Annotated in this window: 17 protein-coding genes; 10 read left to right on the forward strand and 7 right to left on the reverse strand. The window is 67.2% G+C overall.

Annotated features, from left to right (window positions below; translation table 11 throughout):
* The 7 genes from LAO51_12220 to LAO51_12250 all read right to left on the reverse strand — a co-directional run.
* A partial coding sequence (locus LAO51_12220; protein MBZ5639503.1) for a DNA topoisomerase IB occupies positions 1–804 on the reverse strand: 804 nt, incomplete at its 3' end.
* Between the two features lie 103 nt (positions 805–907).
* A complete protein-coding gene (locus tag LAO51_12225) occupies positions 908–1,795 on the reverse strand; it encodes a dienelactone hydrolase family protein (GenBank protein MBZ5639504.1) in 888 nt (295 codons plus the stop codon).
* A 16-nt stretch (positions 1,796–1,811) separates the two neighbouring features.
* The gene (locus LAO51_12230; GenBank protein MBZ5639505.1) at positions 1,812–2,300 is read right to left on the reverse strand and encodes a VOC family protein; all 489 of its coding nucleotides are present in this window, start codon (positions 2,298–2,300) and stop codon (positions 1,812–1,814) included.
* A gap of 234 nt (positions 2,301–2,534) precedes the next feature.
* Positions 2,535–3,095, reverse strand: coding sequence for a hypothetical protein (locus LAO51_12235; protein MBZ5639506.1), 561 nt, complete (start codon positions 3,093–3,095; stop codon positions 2,535–2,537).
* Entirely contained in the window at positions 3,092–5,530 is a 2,439-nt protein-coding gene (locus LAO51_12240) for a hypothetical protein (GenBank protein ID MBZ5639507.1), read from the reverse strand. Before LAO51_12240 ends, LAO51_12235 begins: the two co-directional genes overlap by 4 nt.
* Before the next feature lie 135 nt (positions 5,531–5,665).
* The gene (locus LAO51_12245) at positions 5,666–6,349 is read right to left on the reverse strand and encodes a response regulator transcription factor (GenBank protein ID MBZ5639508.1); all 684 of its coding nucleotides are present in this window, start codon (positions 6,347–6,349) and stop codon (positions 5,666–5,668) included.
* A 79-nt stretch (positions 6,350–6,428) separates the two neighbouring features.
* Positions 6,429–9,317, reverse strand: coding sequence for an ATP-binding protein (locus tag LAO51_12250; GenBank protein ID MBZ5639509.1), 2,889 nt, complete (start codon positions 9,315–9,317; stop codon positions 6,429–6,431).
* Between the two features lie 424 nt (positions 9,318–9,741).
* Here LAO51_12250 and LAO51_12255 point away from each other — a divergent pair, with 424 nt between their 5' ends.
* From LAO51_12255 to LAO51_12300, 10 genes are all read left to right on the forward strand, one after another.
* Positions 9,742–10,257, forward strand: a complete 516-nt coding sequence (locus tag LAO51_12255; protein ID MBZ5639510.1) for a helix-turn-helix transcriptional regulator — start codon at positions 9,742–9,744, stop codon at positions 10,255–10,257.
* Positions 10,232–10,849, forward strand: coding sequence for a nucleotidyl transferase AbiEii/AbiGii toxin family protein (locus LAO51_12260; protein MBZ5639511.1), 618 nt, complete (start codon positions 10,232–10,234; stop codon positions 10,847–10,849). Before LAO51_12255 ends, LAO51_12260 begins: the two co-directional genes overlap by 26 nt.
* A gap of 609 nt (positions 10,850–11,458) precedes the next feature.
* Entirely contained in the window at positions 11,459–12,103 is a 645-nt protein-coding gene (locus tag LAO51_12265; protein MBZ5639512.1) for a sigma-70 family RNA polymerase sigma factor, read from the forward strand.
* Positions 12,104–12,197: 94 nt separating this feature from the next.
* A complete protein-coding gene (locus tag LAO51_12270; protein MBZ5639513.1) occupies positions 12,198–15,218 on the forward strand; it encodes a protein kinase in 3,021 nt (1,006 codons plus the stop codon).
* Between the two features lie 134 nt (positions 15,219–15,352).
* The gene (locus tag LAO51_12275; protein ID MBZ5639514.1) at positions 15,353–17,620 is read left to right on the forward strand and encodes a sigma 54-interacting transcriptional regulator; all 2,268 of its coding nucleotides are present in this window, start codon (positions 15,353–15,355) and stop codon (positions 17,618–17,620) included.
* A 205-nt stretch (positions 17,621–17,825) separates the two neighbouring features.
* Positions 17,826–18,497, forward strand: coding sequence for a hypothetical protein (locus LAO51_12280; GenBank protein ID MBZ5639515.1), 672 nt, complete (start codon positions 17,826–17,828; stop codon positions 18,495–18,497).
* Between the two features lie 98 nt (positions 18,498–18,595).
* On the forward strand, positions 18,596–19,387 hold the full coding sequence (locus LAO51_12285) for a formylglycine-generating enzyme family protein (GenBank protein MBZ5639516.1): 792 nt from the start codon (positions 18,596–18,598) through the stop codon (positions 19,385–19,387).
* Between the two features lie 63 nt (positions 19,388–19,450).
* The gene (locus LAO51_12290) at positions 19,451–20,581 is read left to right on the forward strand and encodes an SUMF1/EgtB/PvdO family nonheme iron enzyme (protein ID MBZ5639517.1); all 1,131 of its coding nucleotides are present in this window, start codon (positions 19,451–19,453) and stop codon (positions 20,579–20,581) included.
* 534 nt (positions 20,582–21,115) lie between these two features.
* Positions 21,116–21,334 (forward strand): DUF433 domain-containing protein, encoded by a 219-nt coding sequence (locus LAO51_12295; protein ID MBZ5639518.1) that lies wholly within the window; start codon positions 21,116–21,118, stop codon positions 21,332–21,334.
* A 33-nt stretch (positions 21,335–21,367) separates the two neighbouring features.
* Complete coding sequence (locus tag LAO51_12300) at positions 21,368–21,730, forward strand: DUF5615 family PIN-like protein (protein ID MBZ5639519.1); 363 nt, start codon at positions 21,368–21,370, stop codon at positions 21,728–21,730.
* Positions 21,731–21,861: the final 131 nt, after the last annotated feature.

Raw genomic sequence — 21,861 nt, forward strand, 5'->3', positions numbered from 1 at the left:
CTCGACGACCGCCTTCTCGCGCGACTTTTCGTCGCGCGCCGTCCGCCTCCTGCGGTAGAGCGCCGCCGCGCAGATCCACGTCCCGGCCCAGGTGCGGAAGTCCTTCGCGCTGAAGCGCCGCCCCATGACCCGCTTGACGTACCCGTTGAGCTGCCACCGGCGGACGTCGCGCACGCGGCCGCTCTCGTCGACGTACTTGAACACTTCGTCCCCCGGCTCGCGAAGCATCCTCGCGACGATGGCCGAGAGCTCGGGGCTCGCGATCTCGTGCCGGTTCCGCACGCCGTGCTTCCCGCGGTAGTCGAAGAGGACGCGGCGTCCCTTCACCTTGACGTGCGCGCGGCGCAGGGTGGCGAGCCCGAAGCTGCCGTTCTCCTCCGCGTACTCCTCGGACCCCGCGCGCACGAACGAGGTGGCCAGGATCGCGACGGCGGCGGCGAGCGCCTTGTCGCGCGGCAACCCGGGAAGGCGGAGGTCCCGCGCGAGTGCCGAGCGCAGCGCCGGCAGCCCGCGGGCGAACTCGAGCAGCCGGTCGAACTTCTCGAGGGTGCGTCGCCTCGTGTGCGCGGCGCGATAGAGGTACTGCCAGCGCCCCGCGGCGTCCTTCCCGACCGCCTGGACCTTGGCGCTCTGCGAGACCGCGATCGTGACTTCGGTCCACCGCGGCGGGATCCCGAGCCCCTCGATGCGTCGCAGGTCCCCGGCCGAGACGGCCGCGCCACGCGCGCGGCGATAGCGGAACCCGTTGCGCGGGCCTCCCGATCGGCGAATGCCGGTGGATTGGAGGCGCTCTCGTAGGGTCATGGCGGGCTCGGGGGTGGGAGTTTGCCACATGGGATTACGTCGTCCTGCAGGAGCAGAGCCAGGCGACGGCGCGCACGTCCGGCCTCACCCCACGCTCGAACCCCTAGCGCAGGTGCTTCTCGAAGAACGCGATCGTCCGGCCCCAGCCCAGCTCGGCAGCCGCGGCATCGTACCGCGGTGTCGTGTCGTTGTTGAATCCGTGCTGCGTCCCGGGATACAGGAACCGCTCGTAGCGCACGTGCGCCGCCTTCAGCGCCTTCTCGTAGTCCGGCCAGCTCGCGTTGATCCGATCGTCGTGTTCAGCGGACTGGATCATGAGCGGCGCCTTGATCTTCCGCACGTCGTCCAGGTCGGGCGCGGACCCGTAGAACGCCACCACGGCACCGAGCGCGCCGCCGAGACGTGTGGCGAGGTAGTTCACCATCCCGCCGCCGTAGCAGAAGCCGACCGCGCCGATCTTCCCGTTCGCGTCGGGCCGCGACCTCAAGAACCCCACCGCCGCGACGAAGTCCTCGCGCGTCTTGGACTGATCGAGCTTCGAGAACATCTCGCGCGCCTTGTCCTCGTCCCCCGGATACCCGCCCAGAGGGAACAGCGCATCCGGCGCAAACGCCACGAAGCCGGCGACCGCCAGACGGCGCGCGATGTCTTCGATGTGCGGGTTCAATCCCCTGTTCTCGTGGATGACGAGGATGGACGCACGCTTCCTCTTCGCTTCCGCCGGGTGGACGAGGTAGGCGCGCCCCTTGCCGTACCCCTCAGGAGTGTCGAACTCGACGAATTCCGCCCGGATCCGCCGATCGTCGGACGCCACCACCGTGGCGGCGAAGTTCGGGGTGAGCTGATCCAGGAGCATCGTCGCCGTGACCCCGCCGACGGCGAACTTCGCCGCCTTCTCGAGGAACATGCGCCGGTCGATCGCTCCGTGAACGTACGCGTCGAACAGGCCGAGCAGCTCCTGATCGAAATCCTGAGCGGTCTTGCGTTCCATGGCCGGGAGCCTCGCTTCAGGACCGGTAGGCCGCTTCGAGCGCGGCGATGTCGAACTTGACCATCCGTAGCATGGCATCGGTCACGCGCTTCGAGCGAGCCGGATCCTTGTCGGCCATCATCTCGACGAAACGGGCCGGCACGATTTGCCACCTCAGGCCGTACTTGTCCATGAGCCAGCCGCACGCCTGCTCCTTCCCTCCGCCCTTCAGGAGCGCGTTCCAGTACGTGTCCAGCTCTGCCTGATCATCGCAGAGCACGACCAACGAGATTGCGTCGTTGAAGTCGTGGTGCGGTCCCGCGGTCATCGCCTGAAACCGCTGCCCGAACAGCGTGAAGTCCACGACCTTCACCGATCCGGGCGGCCCGGAGGGCGACTCGCTCATCAGCGACGTCACGCGGTCCACGCGGGAGTCAGGGAAGATCGACGTGTAGAACTTCGCCGCCTCCTCCGCCTCCGTCGCGTACCAGAGGAACGGGAAGATCTTCGTGCTCGCCTTCGACATCCTTTCCTCCTTCCTCGGACCCGTTTTCCGCCACGCCAATCTCGCGATGATCGATTCTAACCCTCTTTCTGAAGCGGACGAGTCCGCTGCCGATTCGTTCCTGGGCACGGACGAACCGGCATCCGCGCGGGAGAGACGGCGCTCGGCAGCGGGAATCGAGCCCGCCACGGGGGGTGAGTGGGACTGCGCAAGGGTCGGACGGTTCGGAGGGAAGAGAATCTACTGGCTCACTCCCTACGGACACGGGGCCGCGTTGGCGCGCTCGATACCGCTGCTCGCGTACCCCTTCGTTCCGATCTCCCCGAGGAGGTTCCTGGCCGTGATGAGGTAGAAGTATCCGTTGCCAGCCGACGGCGTCGCGGCGTCCGTCGCGCTCTCGGTCGTGAGTCCGTTCTGCAGGCACGTTCCGTAAGCGAGTCCGGACAGGCTCGAGATCAACGCCCGGTAGACATCGTAGCTCCCAACGGACTTCTCCGGGCTCCACGTGAGGGTCGTCCTGTTCAAGAAGAGGTGGCCCTCGACCTCTCCTGGCGGTGGATAGTCGGAAACGAATCCCCCGCCCATGTGGTGACTCGCGCTCGACAGCCCCGCCGAGGCGACGGCATCTCCGATGGCGTCGAGCCGGATCCTGTAGTTGGCCGAAGCAGCGTAGGATCCATTCCGCGGGTCCCCGCCGTTGTTGAACGTGAACTCGGTGAGCTTGTAGTTCGCGCTCGTCTGCGCGATCGCGACTCCGCTCGTCGCCAAGACGACGAGGAGACCGGCGATCGGCCTCGCCGCCGTGGGCGGCCTCATCGGGACATCACGAGCACGCGGATCGTTCCCGTGCCCGCCTCCAGAGGCTCGAGGGCCTTCCCGACGACGGTACCGTTCGCGGGGTTCTCGCCGGCCCGCATGGCGTGCCCGGAAGTGGGCGAAGCGACGAGGAGGTCGTTCGGCGCGATCGCTCCGTACGACGCGTCCACCTTGCACGAGAGCACCGCTCCCGCGAGAGCGAGGGGCGCCCACTCGCTCCAGGTCGTGCCCGACTCGCCGGCTGCGATCCCGACGACCCCCGGATCTTCCGCGCTCGATGCGCGCCGCAGCTCGCCGGGCCTCCGAGGATCGTTCGCGAGGATGTCGCCCGCCTCGACCGTCTCCACCACGTTGACGAGCGTCGTGTTCGGCAACGACGCCGCGGACCGATTCCCTGATGGGGTCGGGACTTCGGGCTTGTCGGTCGGTACAGATCTCGTGAGGGCCATGGCGCGTCCGCCGCCCGTTTCAGCTGCCGTCCCTGGAGCGACGGGCGCCGGGATCGAGACCGGAGTGGCATTCCCGATCGAACGGGGCACCGTCGCGGTCGGCTCGGTCCCGTCCTTGTGGGGCCCGTGCGCGTCCGTTGCGGGATCGAACACGTGGATCGCGCTTTCGAGCGCCTTCGAGGCGGTCAGGTCGGGCGCGTCTGCTCGACCCGTCGATGCCTGTCGCATCCGCGTGTAGCGAGATAGCGCGCTGTAGCTTCGTAGCTCGGGTGCCTTGGCGTATACATCCTCTTCGACGCGGTGCGACGGGATGTACGCCTCTTCGCGCTTGGTCTGGACGACGGCGCGGTCCTCGAAGCCGACCCTGAGACCCCAGACCATGTAGTCGAACTCGGCGTTCGAGCCGGCGGGGCCTCGAACGAGTAGTTCGCGCGTGCTCTTTTCTGCCACGCCGAGCGCGATGGCGTCGCCGTTCGGCGTCACCGTCGCGGTGAGGCCGATGTCGGGATTCGCCACCAGCGCGAACGTCTCGCCGAGCGTGACCCGCGCCTCGCCGTCGACGAGACGCGCGGAGCCGCGCGTGTAGACCGCAACCTCGTCTCCCTCCGGTGCCGCGTAGACGATCGTCTTGGACGGGTCGGCGGGGTGGTTCTGAATGAAGCCAACACTGCCGTTGCCGACGATCTTGGCTCCATTGCTGCCGACCCACGCGTACGCGCCGGTGACGTCGTCCCGAAAGAACCCCGGGTAGGCGCCGCTCTCGTTGCTGTACCCGTAGACCGCGACCGGGTGGCTGGAGTAGTCCGAGCTCCCGAGAAACGCCTGCACGTTGTGGAACGAGCGCGTGAAGTAGCCTCCCGCGTACGCACCGATGCCGTAGATCCCCTCATCTCCGAATCCGATCCAGGACTTTCCGCTGGAGTACGGGTCGTCGAAGTACGCACCGGCTCCGGGGTAGCGGCCGTGCCCCAGCGCCCCGAAGTCGCCGCTCGCGAGGTCGATCGATCCCACGCCCCCGAGGGATCCATCGAAATGCCCGGCTGGCGCCCCGCTCGCGTGTATGCCGTTGCTTCCGGACGCCAGAAAGGCACTCCCGGCGCCGGCGGTCGCGAAGTGCCCGCCAGCAGTAGACCCAGATGCGTCGATGCCGTAGACATTTCCGCTGGCGTAGACGCCGTATCCGTCGGACCGCGCGAGATACACGAAGTCGTTGTAGGGGAAGACGGTGTCGGTGAAGAAACCACCTTCAAACGTCCCAGAGGCCTCGATGCCAGCTCCTGGCGCGGCCAGGTACACCCTCGCTGTGTTGTTGGTGTCCAGAAAATAGCCGCCGGCATCATCTCCTTGCGCTCGGATGCCGGTCTTGACGACGCTCGTATCGGCGACGTAGGCGGACGCGCCCGTTGTCACGAAGGCGCCGCCGGTCAGGGTGCCGCTCGCGTTGAGGGCGACGCCCGAGGCCACCGACGCGTCGATGCCGCCGTTGACGGTCAGGTGCCCGGCTTTCGTCTGGCCGGTGGAGGAGACATCCACGAAATTCGACGCGGGCTTTCCCTGGAGGTTGCTCGCGTTCAACGCGTAGGCCGCCGACTGGATTCGGATCCGCGGGCTCAACACCTCGGCGCCCACCGTGATCTCGAGATACGCGGCGCCGTAGTCGCGGAAGACGTCGGAGAGGGACGTGTACGTCCCGGCTCCCGAGCCGTCGGTGACCGTTCCGCCGCCGAGTTGGACGTTGAAAAGACCGCCGGTCGCCGTGACCGCATTCCCCCCGCCGCCGGTGTGCGAATCGACGAGGATCTCGTTCCCCGCGGAGAGGGCGTCGTAGAAGCGGAAGACCATGTCGAACGCCCCCGCCCTGGGCTTGTCGGTGGCATCGCGGAGGACGCCCTGGTAGTTGACCACAGTCGGAGGGTCGGCAGCGGCAGCGAGCCCGGCCGTCAGAAGTAGAGCCAATGTCACGAAGGCGCCGTGCGTTCTCTTCATTCGTCACCCCCTCGGGGTTCCCGGGCGCGGGCGACGCCCGACGATTGCTTCCAGCCGCGTCAAGGAATACCGCGGCCGGGGCGGAGGGGGCCTGAGAGAACTCTCAGGAACGTCGGGGAAGAGTCGTGGGGGACGCTACCGCAGCCAGCCGTGCCGCAGCGCCTTGGCGACCGCTTCCGACTTGCTGTGGACCTGGAGCTTCCGGTAGATCTGCTGCAGGTGGTAGTTGACCGTGCTGGTGCTCGTGCCGAGCTCGGCGGCGGCGCTCTTGTAGTTGTGCCCGTCGGCCAGGAGCTTCACCACGCGCAGCTCATGCGGGGTCAGCTCGTGGTCGGCCTGCGCCGGCGGGCGGACGTTTCGGAACATCTCGATGACTCGGCGCGCGACCTGAGGCGACATCGGCGCGCCGCCGGCGACCGCCTCGCGCAGGCTCTCGAGGAGCCTCCTGCGCGAGGTGTTCTTGAGCAGGTAGCCGTTGGCGCCGGCGCAGAGCGCGTCGAAGATCCTCCGGTCGTCGCCGAAGACCGTAAGGACCAGCAGCACGAGATTCTGGAAGCGCTCGCGCAGCCGCGTTATGCCCTCGATTCCGTCCATCCCAGGCAGGTTGATGTCCACGAGAACGACGTCGGGCAGCGGCCGCACGATCTCGCGCAGGGCCATCTCCATCGTGCTCCAGGCGGCCTCACACCGGAAGCCCGGCGCCTCGTCGAGGATCGCCGAGAGGCTCAGACGGATGTCGTCACGATCCTCGACGATCGCCACCCGAAGGGGCGGCAGAACCCCGGCGGCCGCAGGATCGGGCACGCGCTCCAAGGTCATCCTCTCCCCTCCGGAGGGAAAGTATGCGTCGACCGGTCTTCTCCGACCCTGAGAGAACTCTCAGTCGCGTAGGATCCGGTCATCGGAGCGGCACCCGGAGCGTGACCGTCGTCCCCCGGCCCGGCGCGCTCTCGACCACGAGGGTTCCGTTGCAGGACGCCGCGCGGCCTTGCATGCTCCCTAGACCTTGACCTCCTCGACGTTCTGCCCCTGCCACCCCGTGTGCATCCGCGACGGAGAAGCCGTGACCGTCGTCCGCGATCACGAGCTCCACCGCGTCGCCCTTGACGCACAATCGGACCTCGATTCGCGAAGCGGCCGCGTGGCGCAGCGAGTTGGTGAAGGTCTCCTTGAAGATGAGAAAGACCTGTCGCCGCACGTTCGCGTCCAGAGGGACTTCCTGTTCCGGCGGCGGAAGATCGAGCAGGATCGACAGGCCCTCGGCCCCCTCGGACTCCAGAGCAAACGATCGAATGCGACGTGCGAGATCCGATAGGATGTCGTGACTCGGATCGACCGCCCAGACGACGTCGCTCATCGTGTCGACGAGACCGCGCGAGCTCGCCGAGATCTGCTCGAGCGCGGAGGTCGCGTCCCCTTCTCCGCGCTCGATCCTGGAAAGGGCCAGATCGCTCTGGAGCGCGATCTGCGAGAGCGACGACCCGACGTCGTCGTGCAGGTCCAGGGCGATCCGAGTGCGCATCCGCTCCACCCTGAGAAGCTGAGCAACGCGGTAGCGGTACAGAGCATAGGCGCCCGAGGCGACGACCGCCACGACGATCAAGGCGAACCACCAGGACCTCCAGAACGGAGGCAGCACGGCGAAGGAGAGGCTTGCGGGTGCCGCCGACCACCGGCGCCCGTCGAGGGAGGCACGAACCTCCGCCTGGTATCTCCCGGGCGGCAGGTCGACGAATTGGAACGACGGCCGGCGCGAATCCAGCCAGGACGATTCACCGCGCAGCCGAACCTGGTACCGCAGCCGGGACGGGTCACGGTAGGAGAGGGCGGCGAAGCGCAGCTCGATCCTGTTGCGGCGGTAGGGAAGAGCGACGCTCCCCTGCCACGCCAGCGGCTTCCCGTCCAGGAGGACGTCGACCAGCTCCACGCGCGGCACGGGCGGCACCGCGCGGCGTACCTCGGCGCCGATGTGCACGACACCGGCCAGAGTCGTGATCCATAGATCTCCTGAGACTTCCTCCAGGATGTCCTCGGCATCGCTGATCATCAGGCCGTGCCATGGAGCGGGTCGCTCCACGATCTCCCACCCCTCCTCCGAGCCCGGACGATCGACGACGCGGAGGATGGTGCCGAAGCTGATGATCCAAGCGCCCCCCGATGGCGACGGCCGCAGCTTTCGAACGAGCGGTGTGGGGAGCATCCGCGAACCGGGTATCGGCTCCCAACCGTGGGAGGTGCGGCGATAGACTCCCGCGAGCGCCGTGGCGGCCCAGAGATTCCCCGAAGCGATCTCCACCAGAGACGTGATCGAGCCCGCTCCCGCGGCCCTCGAGCACGACCATCCCACGGGACGGCCGGAAGCCACGGCACGGGCGTCGGCGTGACAGATCTCGTCGTTCGCCGTCACCCAGAGTCGTCCACTGCGGTCTTCGAGCAGATTCGCCCGGACATCCTTCGTGGCGATCCGCGGCGGTCCGGTCCTGGGCGCCGGCCTGGAGAACGGCAGACTCCCGTCAGCCAACATCAAGCCGAGATTCGTCGAGAGCCAGACCCTGCCGTCCGCACCCGGAGAGCAGCTCTCGACGTTCGTGAGATCCGGACGAGAATGCGATACGAAGCGGCCTCCCCGGCGCTCGAGGAAGCGGCCCGCGTATCCCGCCCACATCGTGCCGTCGGTCCCCACGCAAACGGCGCTGGTGCCCGTGTCGGGCGAGGGCTCCGGGCGCCAAGAGGCTCCCTGCCGCCGGAGCAGAGTCAGGCCGCCCCAAGAGTCCACCCAGATCCCTTCCGGCCCGAGCTCCAAGCGCCGCGTGGCGTGATCCCCCAGCCACGCCACGGTGTCCGGCTCCGGGTACTGCAGGAGTCCCCGGAAACTGGCGAGCCACAGGCTCCCCTCGTGGTCCACGAGAAGCGGGCCCCCGCTGGGGACTCCTTCGGCCGGGCCAAGGATCTCGGGCGGTTCGCCGGGTCGGAGAGCCACGAGGCACGAGTCGTATGCGACCCAGAGGGTGCGCCCCCGCTGGACCATGTCGATCGGGCGAGCTCGGAGGTCGAACAACTCTCGAACCCTGCCGTCCCTGAGCTCCGAAACCTGGCTGCCTCTGCGGTTGAACGCCAAGATCACGAGGGAGCCGTCCGCCCGCGCGAGCACCCTCTGGACACTCCCGATCGAGGCGAGGCGGGCGGTGCTGGGGGCCGTGTCCGCGCGCCAGATCGCCTTCTCCGTGATCACGATGGCGGCTCCGTCCTCGGAGACCTCGAGTTCGTAAGGCCTCTCGGAGCCCAGCAGCGAAGGGGGCACCTCGCGCCAACCGCCTCGAGGAGGCTTGAACCACACCCGCTCGCCTGTCGTTACCCAGAGGTTGGAATGTCCGTCCCAGACCGGCGCTCCGCTGATGGCCCAAGGAGAGGGCTCCGGTCCCGCCACGGCTCGGATCTCCCCGTCGGCCACCTCGTACAACCCACCGGAGTCGCCGGGACCCTCTCGCACCAGGACCTCTCCCGCCGGCCCGGTGGCGACGTCCTTGATGTAGCGTCGCTCGGGCCCTCGCGCCCAGGCCCGCAGCTCGACGCCATCGTAACGAAACAGTCCACCGCCGGCGGTGATCCAAAGGAATCCGCGGGTGTCCTGGGCGATCGAGTTGATCTCGGAGAAAGGCAGGCCTTGTTCGAGGTCGAATTTGCGTTGAAGCCTCTCCAGGCTCCAGGCATCGGACGCGGTCAGACGCGGCAGAAGCAGGACCGCCGCCGCAACGTACCGAAGCCGCCACCAAGCAACCCGGGGCATGGCTGAAATGATAATGCGAAGACCGTGGGTTGCCGGCACACGGTGCGCTGGGACCGGAGCGACGCAAGTAAGGTGTCCCCGGCCCGGATTGCACGGGCCGGACGGGCCACGGTCCCGGCGGAACCATCCCCGGACGCGGCGGAAGCACGACAGGAGCACAACTCGAGGTTGCGGAAGGATGCGGGCTGACCATGGAGGGGGACATCCGCGGCTCACCGTCGAGACGGCAACAAGAGCACGCGCAAGCACCGGCGGCGCAAGGCGAAGTACTCTCGCGGATTCCCGGTCGGCACGCGCCGATCTCCGGCGCACCGTCGCGCGCAATCTCCGGCACGCCCGCCCCTCCCGAGTATTCCGTCGGCGTGGACCTCGGACCCTTGAGCGCGGGCTTGACGTCCAACCAGTCGGTGGGTAGTATATTATCATGAATGATAACAGTACTGGACCCCCGCCCCTCGGCCAACAGATCCGCGTCCTGCGAGAGAGGCGGGGCTGGACTCTGGCCGAGCTGGCCCGGCGAGCGGGCACGAGCGGTCCGGCCCTCCATCGGTACGAGAACGGCTGGGACCGTTTCGAGGTGGGAACCCTGAGGCGGATCGGAGCGGCGCTCGGTGCCCGTCTCGAGATCCGTCTCCTCCCGGCGACCCGGCGATCGGCAACGGCGCGGCGTCCGTCGCAGAACACCCTGGCGAAGATGCTGTCGCCCCTGTTCTGGGAGCGCACTCTGCGAGTTTCCGACCTCGCCGAGCACGTGGGCTGGGTGCTGGAGCGGGTCCTCACCGCGGGTAGCCGAGAGCAGGTCCGAGCGGCGCGAGCCTTCTTCGGCGACGAAGCCGTCCGCCGCGCCGCCGAACGCCGGGGTGTGGATCCTCGTACGCGCCACTACTGGCGCCTCATCCTCGGAGGGAGCGATCGTGCACCCGAAAGTCCTCCGCGCTGACGGTTGGACGATCGTCCGCGGGCTGGTCCGCGCCGGGCTCCTGCGGGGATGGGCCCTCGCGGGTGGGACCGGGTTGGCCCTTCAACTGGGGCACCGCGTCTCCGAGGATCTCGACTTTTTCCGGGTCGGCCCTTTCGAGGTCGAGGAGCTGGCCGCAGCGCTCGCCCGCGTTCGACCCGTCCACGTACAGGCTCGCTCGGCCGGCACACTTCACGTCACCCTCGCGGGACTGCGAGTGAGTTTCCTTTCCGCACAGGCCCCGCTGCTCTTTCCCGGGACGGCATACCGTGGAATCGTCGTCGCCGATCCGCGCGATATCGCCGTGATGAAGGTGATCGCGATCGGGGGGCGAGGCAGCCGGAAGGACTTCGTGGACCTCTTCTTCTATCTTGGAAGCGGAGGCTCCCTCGAGGCCGTTTTCGAGATGATCCGCCGGCGATTCGTCGGCATCGACTTCAACGAGTACCACCTGCTGCGTTCCCTGGCGTTCTTCGAGGACGCCGAGACCGAGCCCATGCCGCGGATGCTCCGCAGGGTCACGTGGGCCAGCGTCAAGAAGACGATCGTCGTCGAGGTCCGGCGATTGTCGTGAAGGAAGGTCCCCGGGGTTCGGAAGATTCCCCTGGACGGGGCGCGGAACCTGGAGTGGTGGAGGCGGCGGGAATCGAACCCGCAACATGCTCCGAGTCAGAGTCCACCCAAGGCGGACGGCATGGGCCGAAAGCCGGCCACAACGGGTCGCAAGTCGGACAGCCAGAAGGAGTTGCCGTTTGCCCCACGTGCGAAGCTCGGACGGGGGCCGGACGGGGCGTGTCGAAGGTCGGACGTGAAACGCGCGCAACAGGAGCACAACGGCGGCAGGTCGCTACCGATGCGGAAGTCGGCTTCTCGGTGATCCTGGAAGTGTGGCCAGGCCTGCCGGAACCCGCCCGACGGGCCGTCGTGGCGATTCTCCGCTCGTTGCAATCGGGGTGCAGGATCGGCTGATCCAAGGCCGAGTTTCGGCCCGAGCCGACGGCACGCGTTCGGCACCGCGGTCGCTTCGTGCCCGGAAAGTCCGCTCCGCGTGCGTCCCCCAGCCCGGATGCGGCTCTCTCCGCAGGCTAGAGAAATCTCCTCGCTCGCGAGAATATCCCATCGGATATTGCAAGAAGTCCGCCTCCCGTGCGAATGTTCTTCTAGAGGAGGATCCGTACCGCCCATGAGCTTGACCGAGGAACTGTCCCTACAGACACGACAGTCCCTGTTGACTCGGCTGCGCGACTATGAGGACAGGGAGAGCTGGCAGACATTCTTTGACCTCTACTGGCGCCTGCTCTACAATGTCGCGAGACGCGCCGGCCTCGATGACGTCGACGCGCAGGACGTCGTGCAAGACACCGTAATGGCCGTCGCCAGGGAGCTCCCCCAGTTCCGCTACGATCGAGAACGCGGCTCGTTCAAGCAGTGGCTCTTCAGGATCCTGCGCCGCCGCGTTTCGGATCACTTCCGGAAGCTCTACCGCCAGCCGGCCCACGCGGGCATCAGTCCGGAGATGCTCGAGGGGACGGGTGACGCGGACGCGATCGTGATGCGAGACGGGGTGAACCTGAGCGACGCCTGGGACCAGGAGTGGGAACGTTCCGTCCTGGACGCCGCTATCGCACAGGTGCGCGCTCAGGCGAACCCGAAGCACTTCCAGGTCTTCGATTACTGCGTGCTCAAGGAGTGGCCGGTCGCGAAAGTCGCATCGACCCTGGGGATGAACGCCGCGCAGGTGTATCTCGCGCGGCATCGAGTGTCTCAGGCCGTCAAGCGTGCCGCGCGGCGGATCGAGGGCGAACGGTCGAAGGGCCGCGTCGTGTGAGGAGTGCCAAGGCCGGCGACGGCCTTTCGCAAGGAGCGGTGAGGGAACGGGTGGAGTGCTCTCTCGATCCGACGCCTCCCGGATGTAGCCGGGCTTGAACTTCGGCATGCCGAAGGATTCCTCCGCCGGAGACGCGCCTTCCCCGCGCGCGGCCGATCATGAGATTCTGAAGCAAATCGGCAGCGGCAGCTACGGCGGGGTCTGGCTCGCGCGGAGCGCGGCAGGTCAGTTACGTGCGGTGAAGGTCGTCTCGCGCGGCTGCTTCTCGAGCGAACGCCCTTACGAGCGAGAGTTCACCGGTATCCGGCAGTTCGAGCCCATCTCCCGCTCTCACCCCGGCGTCGTCCACATCCTCCACGTCGGGCGCGACGACGCGGCGGGGTACTTCTACTATGTCATGGAGCTCGCCGACGCCGTCGATGGGCAACCGGCGGCCTCGCTCGCACACTACGAACCGCGCACACTCGCTTCCGAATTGAAGTCTCGGGGGCGGTTGCCTCTGATCGAGGTGCTCGCACTCGGCGTCCAGCTCGCCAGCGCGCTGGGCCACATCCATCGCCATCGTCTCGTACATCGCGACGTCAAGCCGTCGAACGTGATCTTCGTCGAGGGACAGGCCAAGCTCGCCGACATCGGATTGGTCACCGGAGCCGACGAGGCCAAGTCGTTCGTCGGAACGGAAGGCTTCATTCCGCCGGAAGGGCCCGGCTCGACGCAGGCCGACATCTTCGGCCTGGGAAGGCTTCTCTACGAGGCGGCGACAGGCAAGGATCGGTGCGATTTCCCGGACCTACCCGTCGACCTCGATTCGTGGTCCAGCTCGGAGCGCAGCGGCCTTCTTGAACTGAACGAGATCCTCGCCCGCGCGTGCGCCCCCAAGGCGTCGCAGCGGCACGCCAACGCCGCCGAGCTCGCAGGGGACCTGAACGTCCTCCTCGCCGGCCGGTCGATCCGTCGCGCCTACGGGATCGAGCACCGTTCGCGGCGTGCGACCCAAATCATCGGGATCGCCGTTCTCACGGCGTTATTGGCTCTTGCAGCTTCCTGGTTTCAGCAGACCCAGCGCCGCCGGGCGGAAGAGCGGGCCGGGCAGGAGGCCGCTCTGCGCGGGCGCGCGGAGGCGGCGGAGGGTCGTGCCCGAGAGGAGCTCCGCGCGTCGCTTCTGAACCAGGCCCTGGCCCTCACGAGCGGCGGCGAGGCGGATCGTCGGACGCGCGCGCTCGCCGCGCTCAAAGACGCCGCCAAGATCCGCGCCGGAATCGATCTGCGGAACGCCGCCATCGCCGCGCTGGCCGGTCCCGAGCTGCGCGTCGTGCGGCAGTGGCGCCTCCCCGCCACCGACATGCTGGCACCACGGCCGGACCGTCAGCTGAGGCGTTACATGAGGTGGAACTCCGACCACACCGTCTCGGTCCATTCGATCGACGACGACGCGGAGCTTCTGCGGCTGCCCCCCGCCGCCACCCTTGCCGACTACGGCGCCTTCAGCCCCGACGGGTCGTGGCTGGCCGTCAAGTACCATGACAACGTGCTGCGTGTCTGGAGCTTGTCCTCCCGCACGCAACGCCTGGTAATCCGCGACGTCGCGTTGTTTGCCTTCACTCCCGATAGCCGGCGTCTGATCGCTAACCGCTCCGAAGGCCACCTCCAACTCTTCGATCTGGCGTCGGGACGCGAGGCCGCCCGTCAACCGATCGGCGACTTGCCAGGCGCCCTCGCCGTCCACCCCACCGAGCCCTTCTTCCTCACGTCCGGCTTACGGCGCAGGGGGATCGAGATCCGCCGCGTGAACGACGGCTCCCTGGCTCGACGGCTGGACGTTCCGGAGATGGGTCTCGCCGCCGCATGGACCGCCGACGGGAAGAGCCTCATCACGGCGCACAGCGATTTCTCGGTCCGTGTCTGGGACTGGCCGTCGATGGACGCCCCGAGGCTGGTCTTCCGATTCCATCGAGCCGAGCCGGTCTTCCTGGCGACAGATCCCTCCGGGCGCTGGCTCGTGACCGTCGGATGGGACAGCCAGGCCTTTGTCGTGGATCTGCGCGACGGTCGTCTGCTTTTGAACCAAGCGGCCCAGGCGGTCTATGCGGCCGTCGACCGCCCCGTCTTCCTCCTGACCAACGGCGCCGACTGGAGACTGGTCGAACTTCAGCCGTCGTTCGCGCTCGAGGAGGTCCCCCTACACGAAAGAGACAAGGGCCCGCGGGAAGCAGTGTTCAGCTCCACGGGGCGTTGGCTTGCCACGGGAGCGCCCGACGGCATCCGGATCCTGGACCGGATGACGCGCGAAGTGCTCGACGTGATGGACGACGAACCGGCGCTGCGCGTCGCTTTCAGCGCGGACTCGACGCGGCTCTATGCGATCACGCCGGACCGGTTGCGTGCCTGGAAGTTGCGGACGGAAACCGCGACGAACCGGCTGCGCGCCGAGCGAATCGAGCTTCCAGGGCTTGGCGATCGCCACTTCCGGGATTCCACCTCGGCGGAGATCTTCGACGGGGGCGAGCGGTGGCTGTCGATCTGGAGAGAGCCACGGGCGCGTCGTCCGTCGTGGGTCCAGGGTCGGTTCGGTTCCAATGAGATCGAGTCGCGAGGAGAGCTCGATCCCGGCGGAAACGACCCACGCGTGAGCCCGGACGGCCGCTGGCTGGCATGGGGGAACTGGCACGGGCGCGACGTCGCGATCACGCGCCTCGGCTCGCACGATCCGCCCGTCGTGCTGCCGATCGCAGGTTCGGCATCGGTCGCGTTCAGTCCGGACAGTCGCCTGCTCGCGGTCGGCGGAGCGGAGGAGATCCGTTTCTACGACGTCGGCACGATGCGTGTCGTCCATTCGATCCTCCGCCATCCGAGCCGGCCACTGCCCCCTCAATTCGCGTTCATGCGCGGCTCGAGCCTCTGCGCGGTCGCTCTGCGTCCCGATGAAATCCTGCTCGTCGATACGAAAACGGGCGCCGAGCTCGCCATGCTGCCGGCCAGCTCCTACATGCTCTGGGGCGTATCCTTCGGCCCCGACGATCGATTCCTTGCCGCCACCAGCTCGGACCATCGCGTCCTGATCTGGGACTTCGTGAAGCTGCGTCACGAACTCCGCGGACTCGGCCTGGACTGGTAGACCTACCGTCACTTTCCCCTGACCGCCGTGAAAGATCTGCCCCTGCGAAGCGAATGCAGGAGTGTTGGAGGACCCTTCGTGCGGCTCTCGCGGCAGCACGGGGTAGGACGTTCATCCGGTGGATGGGTGATCGCATGCAGCGCACGGACGACGAGAAGATCCAAGTCGCGGAACGGCTCCCGACGCTTCAGCGAACCTCCCTGCGGGATACGCCTCCCGAGGAGGCTTTCGATCGTCTGACGCGTCTTGCGACCACCCTCCTGCGTGTGCCCGTCGCGCTCGTGTCCCTGGTCGACGGGAATCGACGGTTCTTCAAGAGCTGTGTCGGTTTGCCGGAACCGCTGGCTTCGCTCAGGCAGACCTCCCTGACGCACTCGTTCTGCAAGCAGGTGGTCGCGTCGGGTGAGCCGCTCATCGTATCGGACATCAGGAATTCGAACTTCAAGGACAATCCGTCGGTCTTCGGGCTCGGGGAGATCGCCTACGCCGGAGTCCCGCTCACCACGACCGAAGGACATGCCCTCGGCTCCTTCTGGGTCGTAGACACCAGACCCCGGAAGTGGACGGAAGCGGACATCGAGATCCTTCGAAGCCTGGCTTCTTCCGTCATGACCGAGATAGGGGCGCGGCGAATGGCCAGGGAGTTGCGAGAGCTCAGCAACGACCTTCAGCGCCTCGTGAAGGAACGAACTTGCCAACTGAGCCATGCCGAGGAGCGCTGGCGAGTTCTGCTGCAGGTGAACAACGCCCTCGTGACCTGCCTCGACCGGGAGACTCTCCTGGAGGCGATCGCCCGCGCGCTTCGCGGTGTGATTCCCTACGATCGCATGGCGCTCGAGCTGGACGACCCCATCGAAGGTGGGTTCAAGGTGATGGCCGTCGCAGGCCCCGTGCCGTCGCCTCCGATCGTTCCCATCTCGACGTGGCCGCGACACGGCAGCCGTTCCGGCTGGATCGTCGAGAGCGGACTTCCCGTGCTGACTCCGGACCTCAGGGAGGATTCACGATTCGCCGAACACGGACCGCTGATCAGGGAGGGGCTTCTCTCCGCACTTTCGGTGCCCCTGAGATCCAAGGGCAAGGTCATCGGCACGCTGAACGTCTGGAGTCAGGAGGTCGGACGGTACGACGAGAGTCACTCCGAGCTTCTGCTTGCGATCGCGGACCAGGTCGTTCTCGCCATCCAGAACCTGCTCGCGTACGAAGAGGTCGCGTCGCTCGAGCAACGGCTCGAGCAGGAGAATCTCTACCGGCAGGAGGAATGCCTGGCCGAGCCTCCGTTCGCGGACGTCGTGGGCGAGTCCGCCGTCATCCGGAAGGTCCTTGCGAAGATCCGGAAGGTCGCGGGGACCGACTCCACGGTGCTCGTGACGGGGGAAACGGGGACGGGAAAGGAGCTCGTCGTCCGTGCGATCCACGGTCTGAGCATGCGGAAGGACAAGATCCTCGTCAAGGTGAACTGCGCCGCCCTACCGAGCGGCGTGATCGAGAGCGAGCTGTTCGGTCACGAGAAAGGCGCCTTCACGGGGGCTCTCACTCGCAGGGTAGGCCGCTTCGAGCTGGCGAACGGTGGCACGCTGTTCCTGGACGAGGTCGGCGACCTTCCGCAGGAGCTCCAGGCGAAGCTCCTGCGAGTTCTCCAGGAGGGCGAGTTCGAGCGTGTCGGAGGAACTCAGACTCTCAAGGTGAACGTCCGCCTGATCGCCGCGACCAACCGGGATCTGCACAGCGCGGTCGGGGAGGGACGTTTCCGCGCGGACCTCTTCTACCGTCTCAACGTCTTCCCGATCGCGATCCCGCCGCTGCGCGATCGGGTGGAGGACGTCCCTCGCCTCGTACGCCACTTCGTCATGATCTACGCCTCGAAGATGGGCAAGTCCATCGAGAAGATCAGCGAGCAGGTCCTGGGCAAACTCATGGCGTATCCCTGGCCCGGGAACGTCCGGGAGCTCCAAAACGTCATCGAACGCGCGGTCATCCTCTCGACGAGAGGCCGAATCGAGCTGGACGACCACCTCGCAGCGCCCGTCGCAGGCGCGCGAACGAAAGCAGCCGGGACCCTCGAGGAGATCGAGCGGGATCGCATCCAGTCGGTTCTCGAGAGGGTGGGCTGGCGCGTCAGTGGCGAGGGAGGGGCCGCGAGTATCCTCGGGCTCAAGCGGACCACGCTCGAGGCGCGAATGGGCAAGCTCGGAATTTCTCGTCCAGCCGGTTCCCCGCGCGCTGGCATTCTGCCAAACGGTTGGCGCGTAGCGCTCGCCCGAAACGGAACGCCTCGAGCGGCACGCACCGAGCAACCTCCTTGTTCTGAATCGTTTGTGCCGGATGCAGTACGCCGTGACGGCCATGGCACGCGCGTTGCGGTGTATTCCGTGCGTGATCGCGAAACGAACGGAGGATGAAGGTGCTTCGCGTTCAGCGCAATGAAGTGAACGCCCACAACGTGACCATGGTTCTTCAGGGGCGCGTCGGCTGCACGCCGTTGATCGCGGCGATGCTCGAGCAGGAAAGGATCGCGGTACGGCGCCCGTTCCGAGTCGCGCAGAAAGTTCCGGCAACTTCGTCCCGCCCACAACAATCAGTCCGAACTCGAAAGGAGAAGTCTTCATGAAGTCACGGGTGTTCGAGTCTCCCGCACGCGTCGTGTTCGCTCTCGTCCTCGCTCTGTCGGGAACGACCGTCCTCGGCCTGACGCCAAGGGCCGTCGCGGCGCCGACGATCTTCCCGCCCGAGCGACCGCGGCTCGAGCCGCCCGGGAAGCACGCCTCGTTCTCGTTCGACCTGGTGACCTCGGCGGGGGCGGCGGTCTGCCTGCCCGATGCGCAAGGCGAGGTCAGGATCACCTCGCGCGGAGCGAACCAGGTGATGGACGTGTTCGTCACGGGGCTGCCTGCGAACACGACGTTCACGGTGTTCGTTCTCCAACTCCCCCATTCTCCGTTCGGTTTGTCCCGGTACGAGGGGGATGTCGAAACCAACCGTCGCGGCGAAGGCCACGCGAGCTTCGTCGGGATCTTCAGCGACGAGACGTTCATCGTGGCGCCGGGTCCCGGCGCCGCGCCCGTCCTGCATCCGGGCGACGCCAACGTCAACCCGGCGACCGCGCCGGTCCACACGTTGCACCTCGGGATGTGGTTCGACTCGACCGCGGACGCCGCGGCGGCAGGCTGTGCCGCCAATCGAACGCCCTTCAACGGCGATCACACCGCGGGCATCCAAGTCCTCAACACCACCAACTTCCCGGACGAAGACGGGCCGATCGGGCGGTTCGGCCGTTGACCGGGAATCAAGGCGGCACGTTCGGCTCCTGCCCGGCGGTCAACCCGCCGGGCAGGGCCACTTGCTCGGGAACACCCGATCGATCGGGAGGACGGACGATGATGCGGAATGGGATGACGATTGCTCTTGGCTTCGGGCTGTTGGTGGTTGTGATGCCGGCGGCGCATGCGGCGCGCACCTGCGGTCCTGACTCGGTGCCGGCGGGGACGGTCTGCCTGGATCGGTACGAAGCAAGTGTGTGGCGGGTGCCGAATCCGACCACGACGAACGCGCTCCTGGTGACGAAGATACAGCTGGGAACGGCGACCCAGGCCGACCTGACGGCGGCCGGTGCGACGCAGTTGGGCACGTTGGTCGACGACTACGCGCCGTGCACCGGTAACGGCCAGAACTGCGCCGACGATATCTACGCCGTGAGCCTGCCCGCGGTGATTCCCGCGGCGAACATCACTTGGTTCCAGGCGCAGGAGGCATGCGCCAATGCCGGCAAGCGACTGCCGACGAGCGCCGAGTGGCAGATGGGCACGACGGGAACGCCCGACGCCGGTTCTGACAACGGAACGACGGACTGCAACAGCAACGCGGGGTCGGTGACGCTCACCGGCGCGCGCAAGAGTTGCGAATCGGCGCGGGGGGCCTTCGACATGGTCGGGAACCTCGACGAGTGGGTGGCGGAGTGGGTGCCGCTGTCGACGGTGTGCTCCAACTGGGGAGGTCTCAGCGACGACCTCATGTGCCTCTTCGGGGCGAGTAGCTCGGCCGGCGGTCCAGGTGCGCTGCTGCGCGGCGGCGATTTTCGCGCCCGCACGGCGGCCGGTTCGCTCGCGGTCGTCGGCACCGGCGGGCCGTTCAGCGCGCGGGCGTTCATCGGCTTCCGCTGTGCCCGCTAGAAACCCGCTGTCGGGAGGCCGTAGGTACTCGCAGACAAATTGACCGTTTGGGAGGAAGCGACGATGGAGCGAACGATCATCAGCTGTTTCCTTGTCCTGGTGTTGTCGTCGGGTGTTGCCGCCACTGCGGCCCCTTCGGGCCCATGCGCACCTGATGCGGTGCCGGCGGGAACGGTGTGCCTGGACCGGTACGAGGCGAGCGTGTGGCGCGTGCCGAATCCAACCACGACGAACGCGCCGCTGGTCCGGAAGATCCAGTCGGGTATCGCCACGCTCGTCGACCTGGCGTCGGGCGCGGCGACACGGCTGGGTGTGGAAGGGGACGACTACGCGCCGTGCACCGACGACGGGCAGAACTGCGCCGGCGACATCTACGCCGTGAGCTTGCCGTCGGAGATCCCGTCGGCGCACATCACGTGGTTCCAGGCGCAGGAGGCGTGCGCCAGCGCCGGCAAGCGGCTGCCGACGAGCGCAGAGTGGCAGGTGGGGGCGGACGGAACGCCGGACCCCGGGCCGGACAATCTGACGACGGACTGCAATAGCGCAAGCGACATGGTGTCGAGCACGGGTTCGCGCGTCGCCTGTGTATCGGCTCGTGGGGCCTTCGACATGGCGGGCAACCTCGAAGAGTGGGTGGCGGACTGGGCACCGCTCTCGACGGCGTGCACGGGCTGGGGCGGCGCGAGCGATGACCGGATGTGCCTCGCCGGCGCGAGCGCGGAGGTCGGCGGTCCGGGTGCGCTCACGCGCGGTGGCTCCTTCGTGGACGGGACCGGTGCCGGCCCGCTCGCGGTCGTTGGGGGCCGCAGGCCGTCCGCCACGTTCGGCTTCCTCGGCTTTCGCTGCGCCGGCGAAAACCCCGGGCCGCTTCCCGCGGAGGTGGACAACGGCGTCCGCGTGTCGCGAATCGGATCGCAGGCCGTGATCACGTGGAACGTCGCCGCCGGCGCGACGACCTCGGCGGTGCTGCGCGGGCACGTTCGTGGGCTACCTGTCGGATCGGCGGGCTCCGACGAGCGGTGCCTCGTATCCAACTCCGTGGCGGATGTATTCACGGATTTCGAGCTTCCCGTCAGCGGCGACGCGTTCTGGTATCTGGTCCGCGGCGAGAACGTGCTCGGTAATGGTCCCTACGGCTTCGAGGGACTGCACGGCGTGCCCGCGGCGCCGCGCGTCAGCGCGACCTGCCCGTAGGCGCGCGCGTCCGGACGAACCGTTAAGTCATTCCGACGCGTGGCCATACGCCGACGGCGCGCGGTCTACGTCATGGCTTTCTACCAAGACGCGCCGCATCGAGTGGGTCGATTGCATCGGGCCCCCGACCGACCGGACTAAGCGGAAACCTCGGAGGCTGTGTTCGCAGTAAAATAGGCCGCCGCCTCAAACAGGGGTTCACGGGTGTGGAGTCGTTATTGGCTCTCTCGGGTGATCGGAGGCCGTTGTGAGTCCAGTCACTGAGACGGAGGTGCGCCCCGGTTGGGTTTCCCTCCCGGAGAGCCTGGCCTCTGACACCTTCGAGAAACCGATCCACGAGCGCGGGCGTGATCATGCAGCGCCTCCCCGTGTCATCGCGAGAGCGGATACCCTACCGGTTAGCGCGTCGGGGAGGCAAGCCGCGATCGGGAACGGGCCGGAGCATGAGGTCAACAGGCGGAAACCTCGATTCCTGGCCCGAAGGTGCGAAACGTCGTGCGAAAGGGCTAAGATGCATTCGTTGGAGGGCCAGCGATGAATTTCGACCGGATCACGTTCGACCCTCGCGTGCTGGGCGGACGGGCGTGCATTCGCGGCATGCGCATCCCCGTGTCGGTCATCGTGGGGCAGATCGCTCACGGAGCGACTTTCGACGAGATCCTGACCGGCTATCCCGACCTCGAGCGCGAGGACATCCAACAGGCCATCGAATACGCCGCCTGGCTCGCGCAGGAGCAGGTCCACTTCGGTTAGGTGAGGGGAGCGCCCGTGAGGTTTCTCGTGGACATGGGGCTGGACGTTCGCGTCGTCTCCTGGCTGCGCGAGCAAGGCCACGAGGCTGTTCACCTCCGCGATGCAGGCCTTCAGCGACTCCCGAACGGCGATATCTTCAACAAAGCGATCGCCGAACGACGAGTCGTTCTCACCGTCGATCTCGATTTCGGAGAGATCGCTGCACTCGCCCGTGGTGAGAGAACGAGCGTTGTCGTATTCCGCCTCCACAACATGCGGACCGCGCATGTCATCCAACGCCTGTCCGCGGTTCTCCCCGACTGCTCCGAGGCTCTGGAACGGGGCGCGGTCATCGTAGTCGAGGAAGGTCGGCACCGAATCCGCTCCCTTCCGATCGGAGACCGCCGCGACTCCTGAGCGTCCTTCGAGCCCGTTGCGGGCGCCTGTCGGGCCCGGCCTTCATCTCGTCCACGAGGGATTCAACGGATGGCTTGCACAAGACGGGTCAAGGGCTCGAGAACTCTCAGTTTCTTGCAAAACAGTAAATG

This window comes from Terriglobia bacterium (genome assembly GCA_020073205.1).
Classification (GTDB): domain Bacteria; phylum Acidobacteriota; class Polarisedimenticolia; order Polarisedimenticolales; family JAIQFR01; genus JAIQFR01.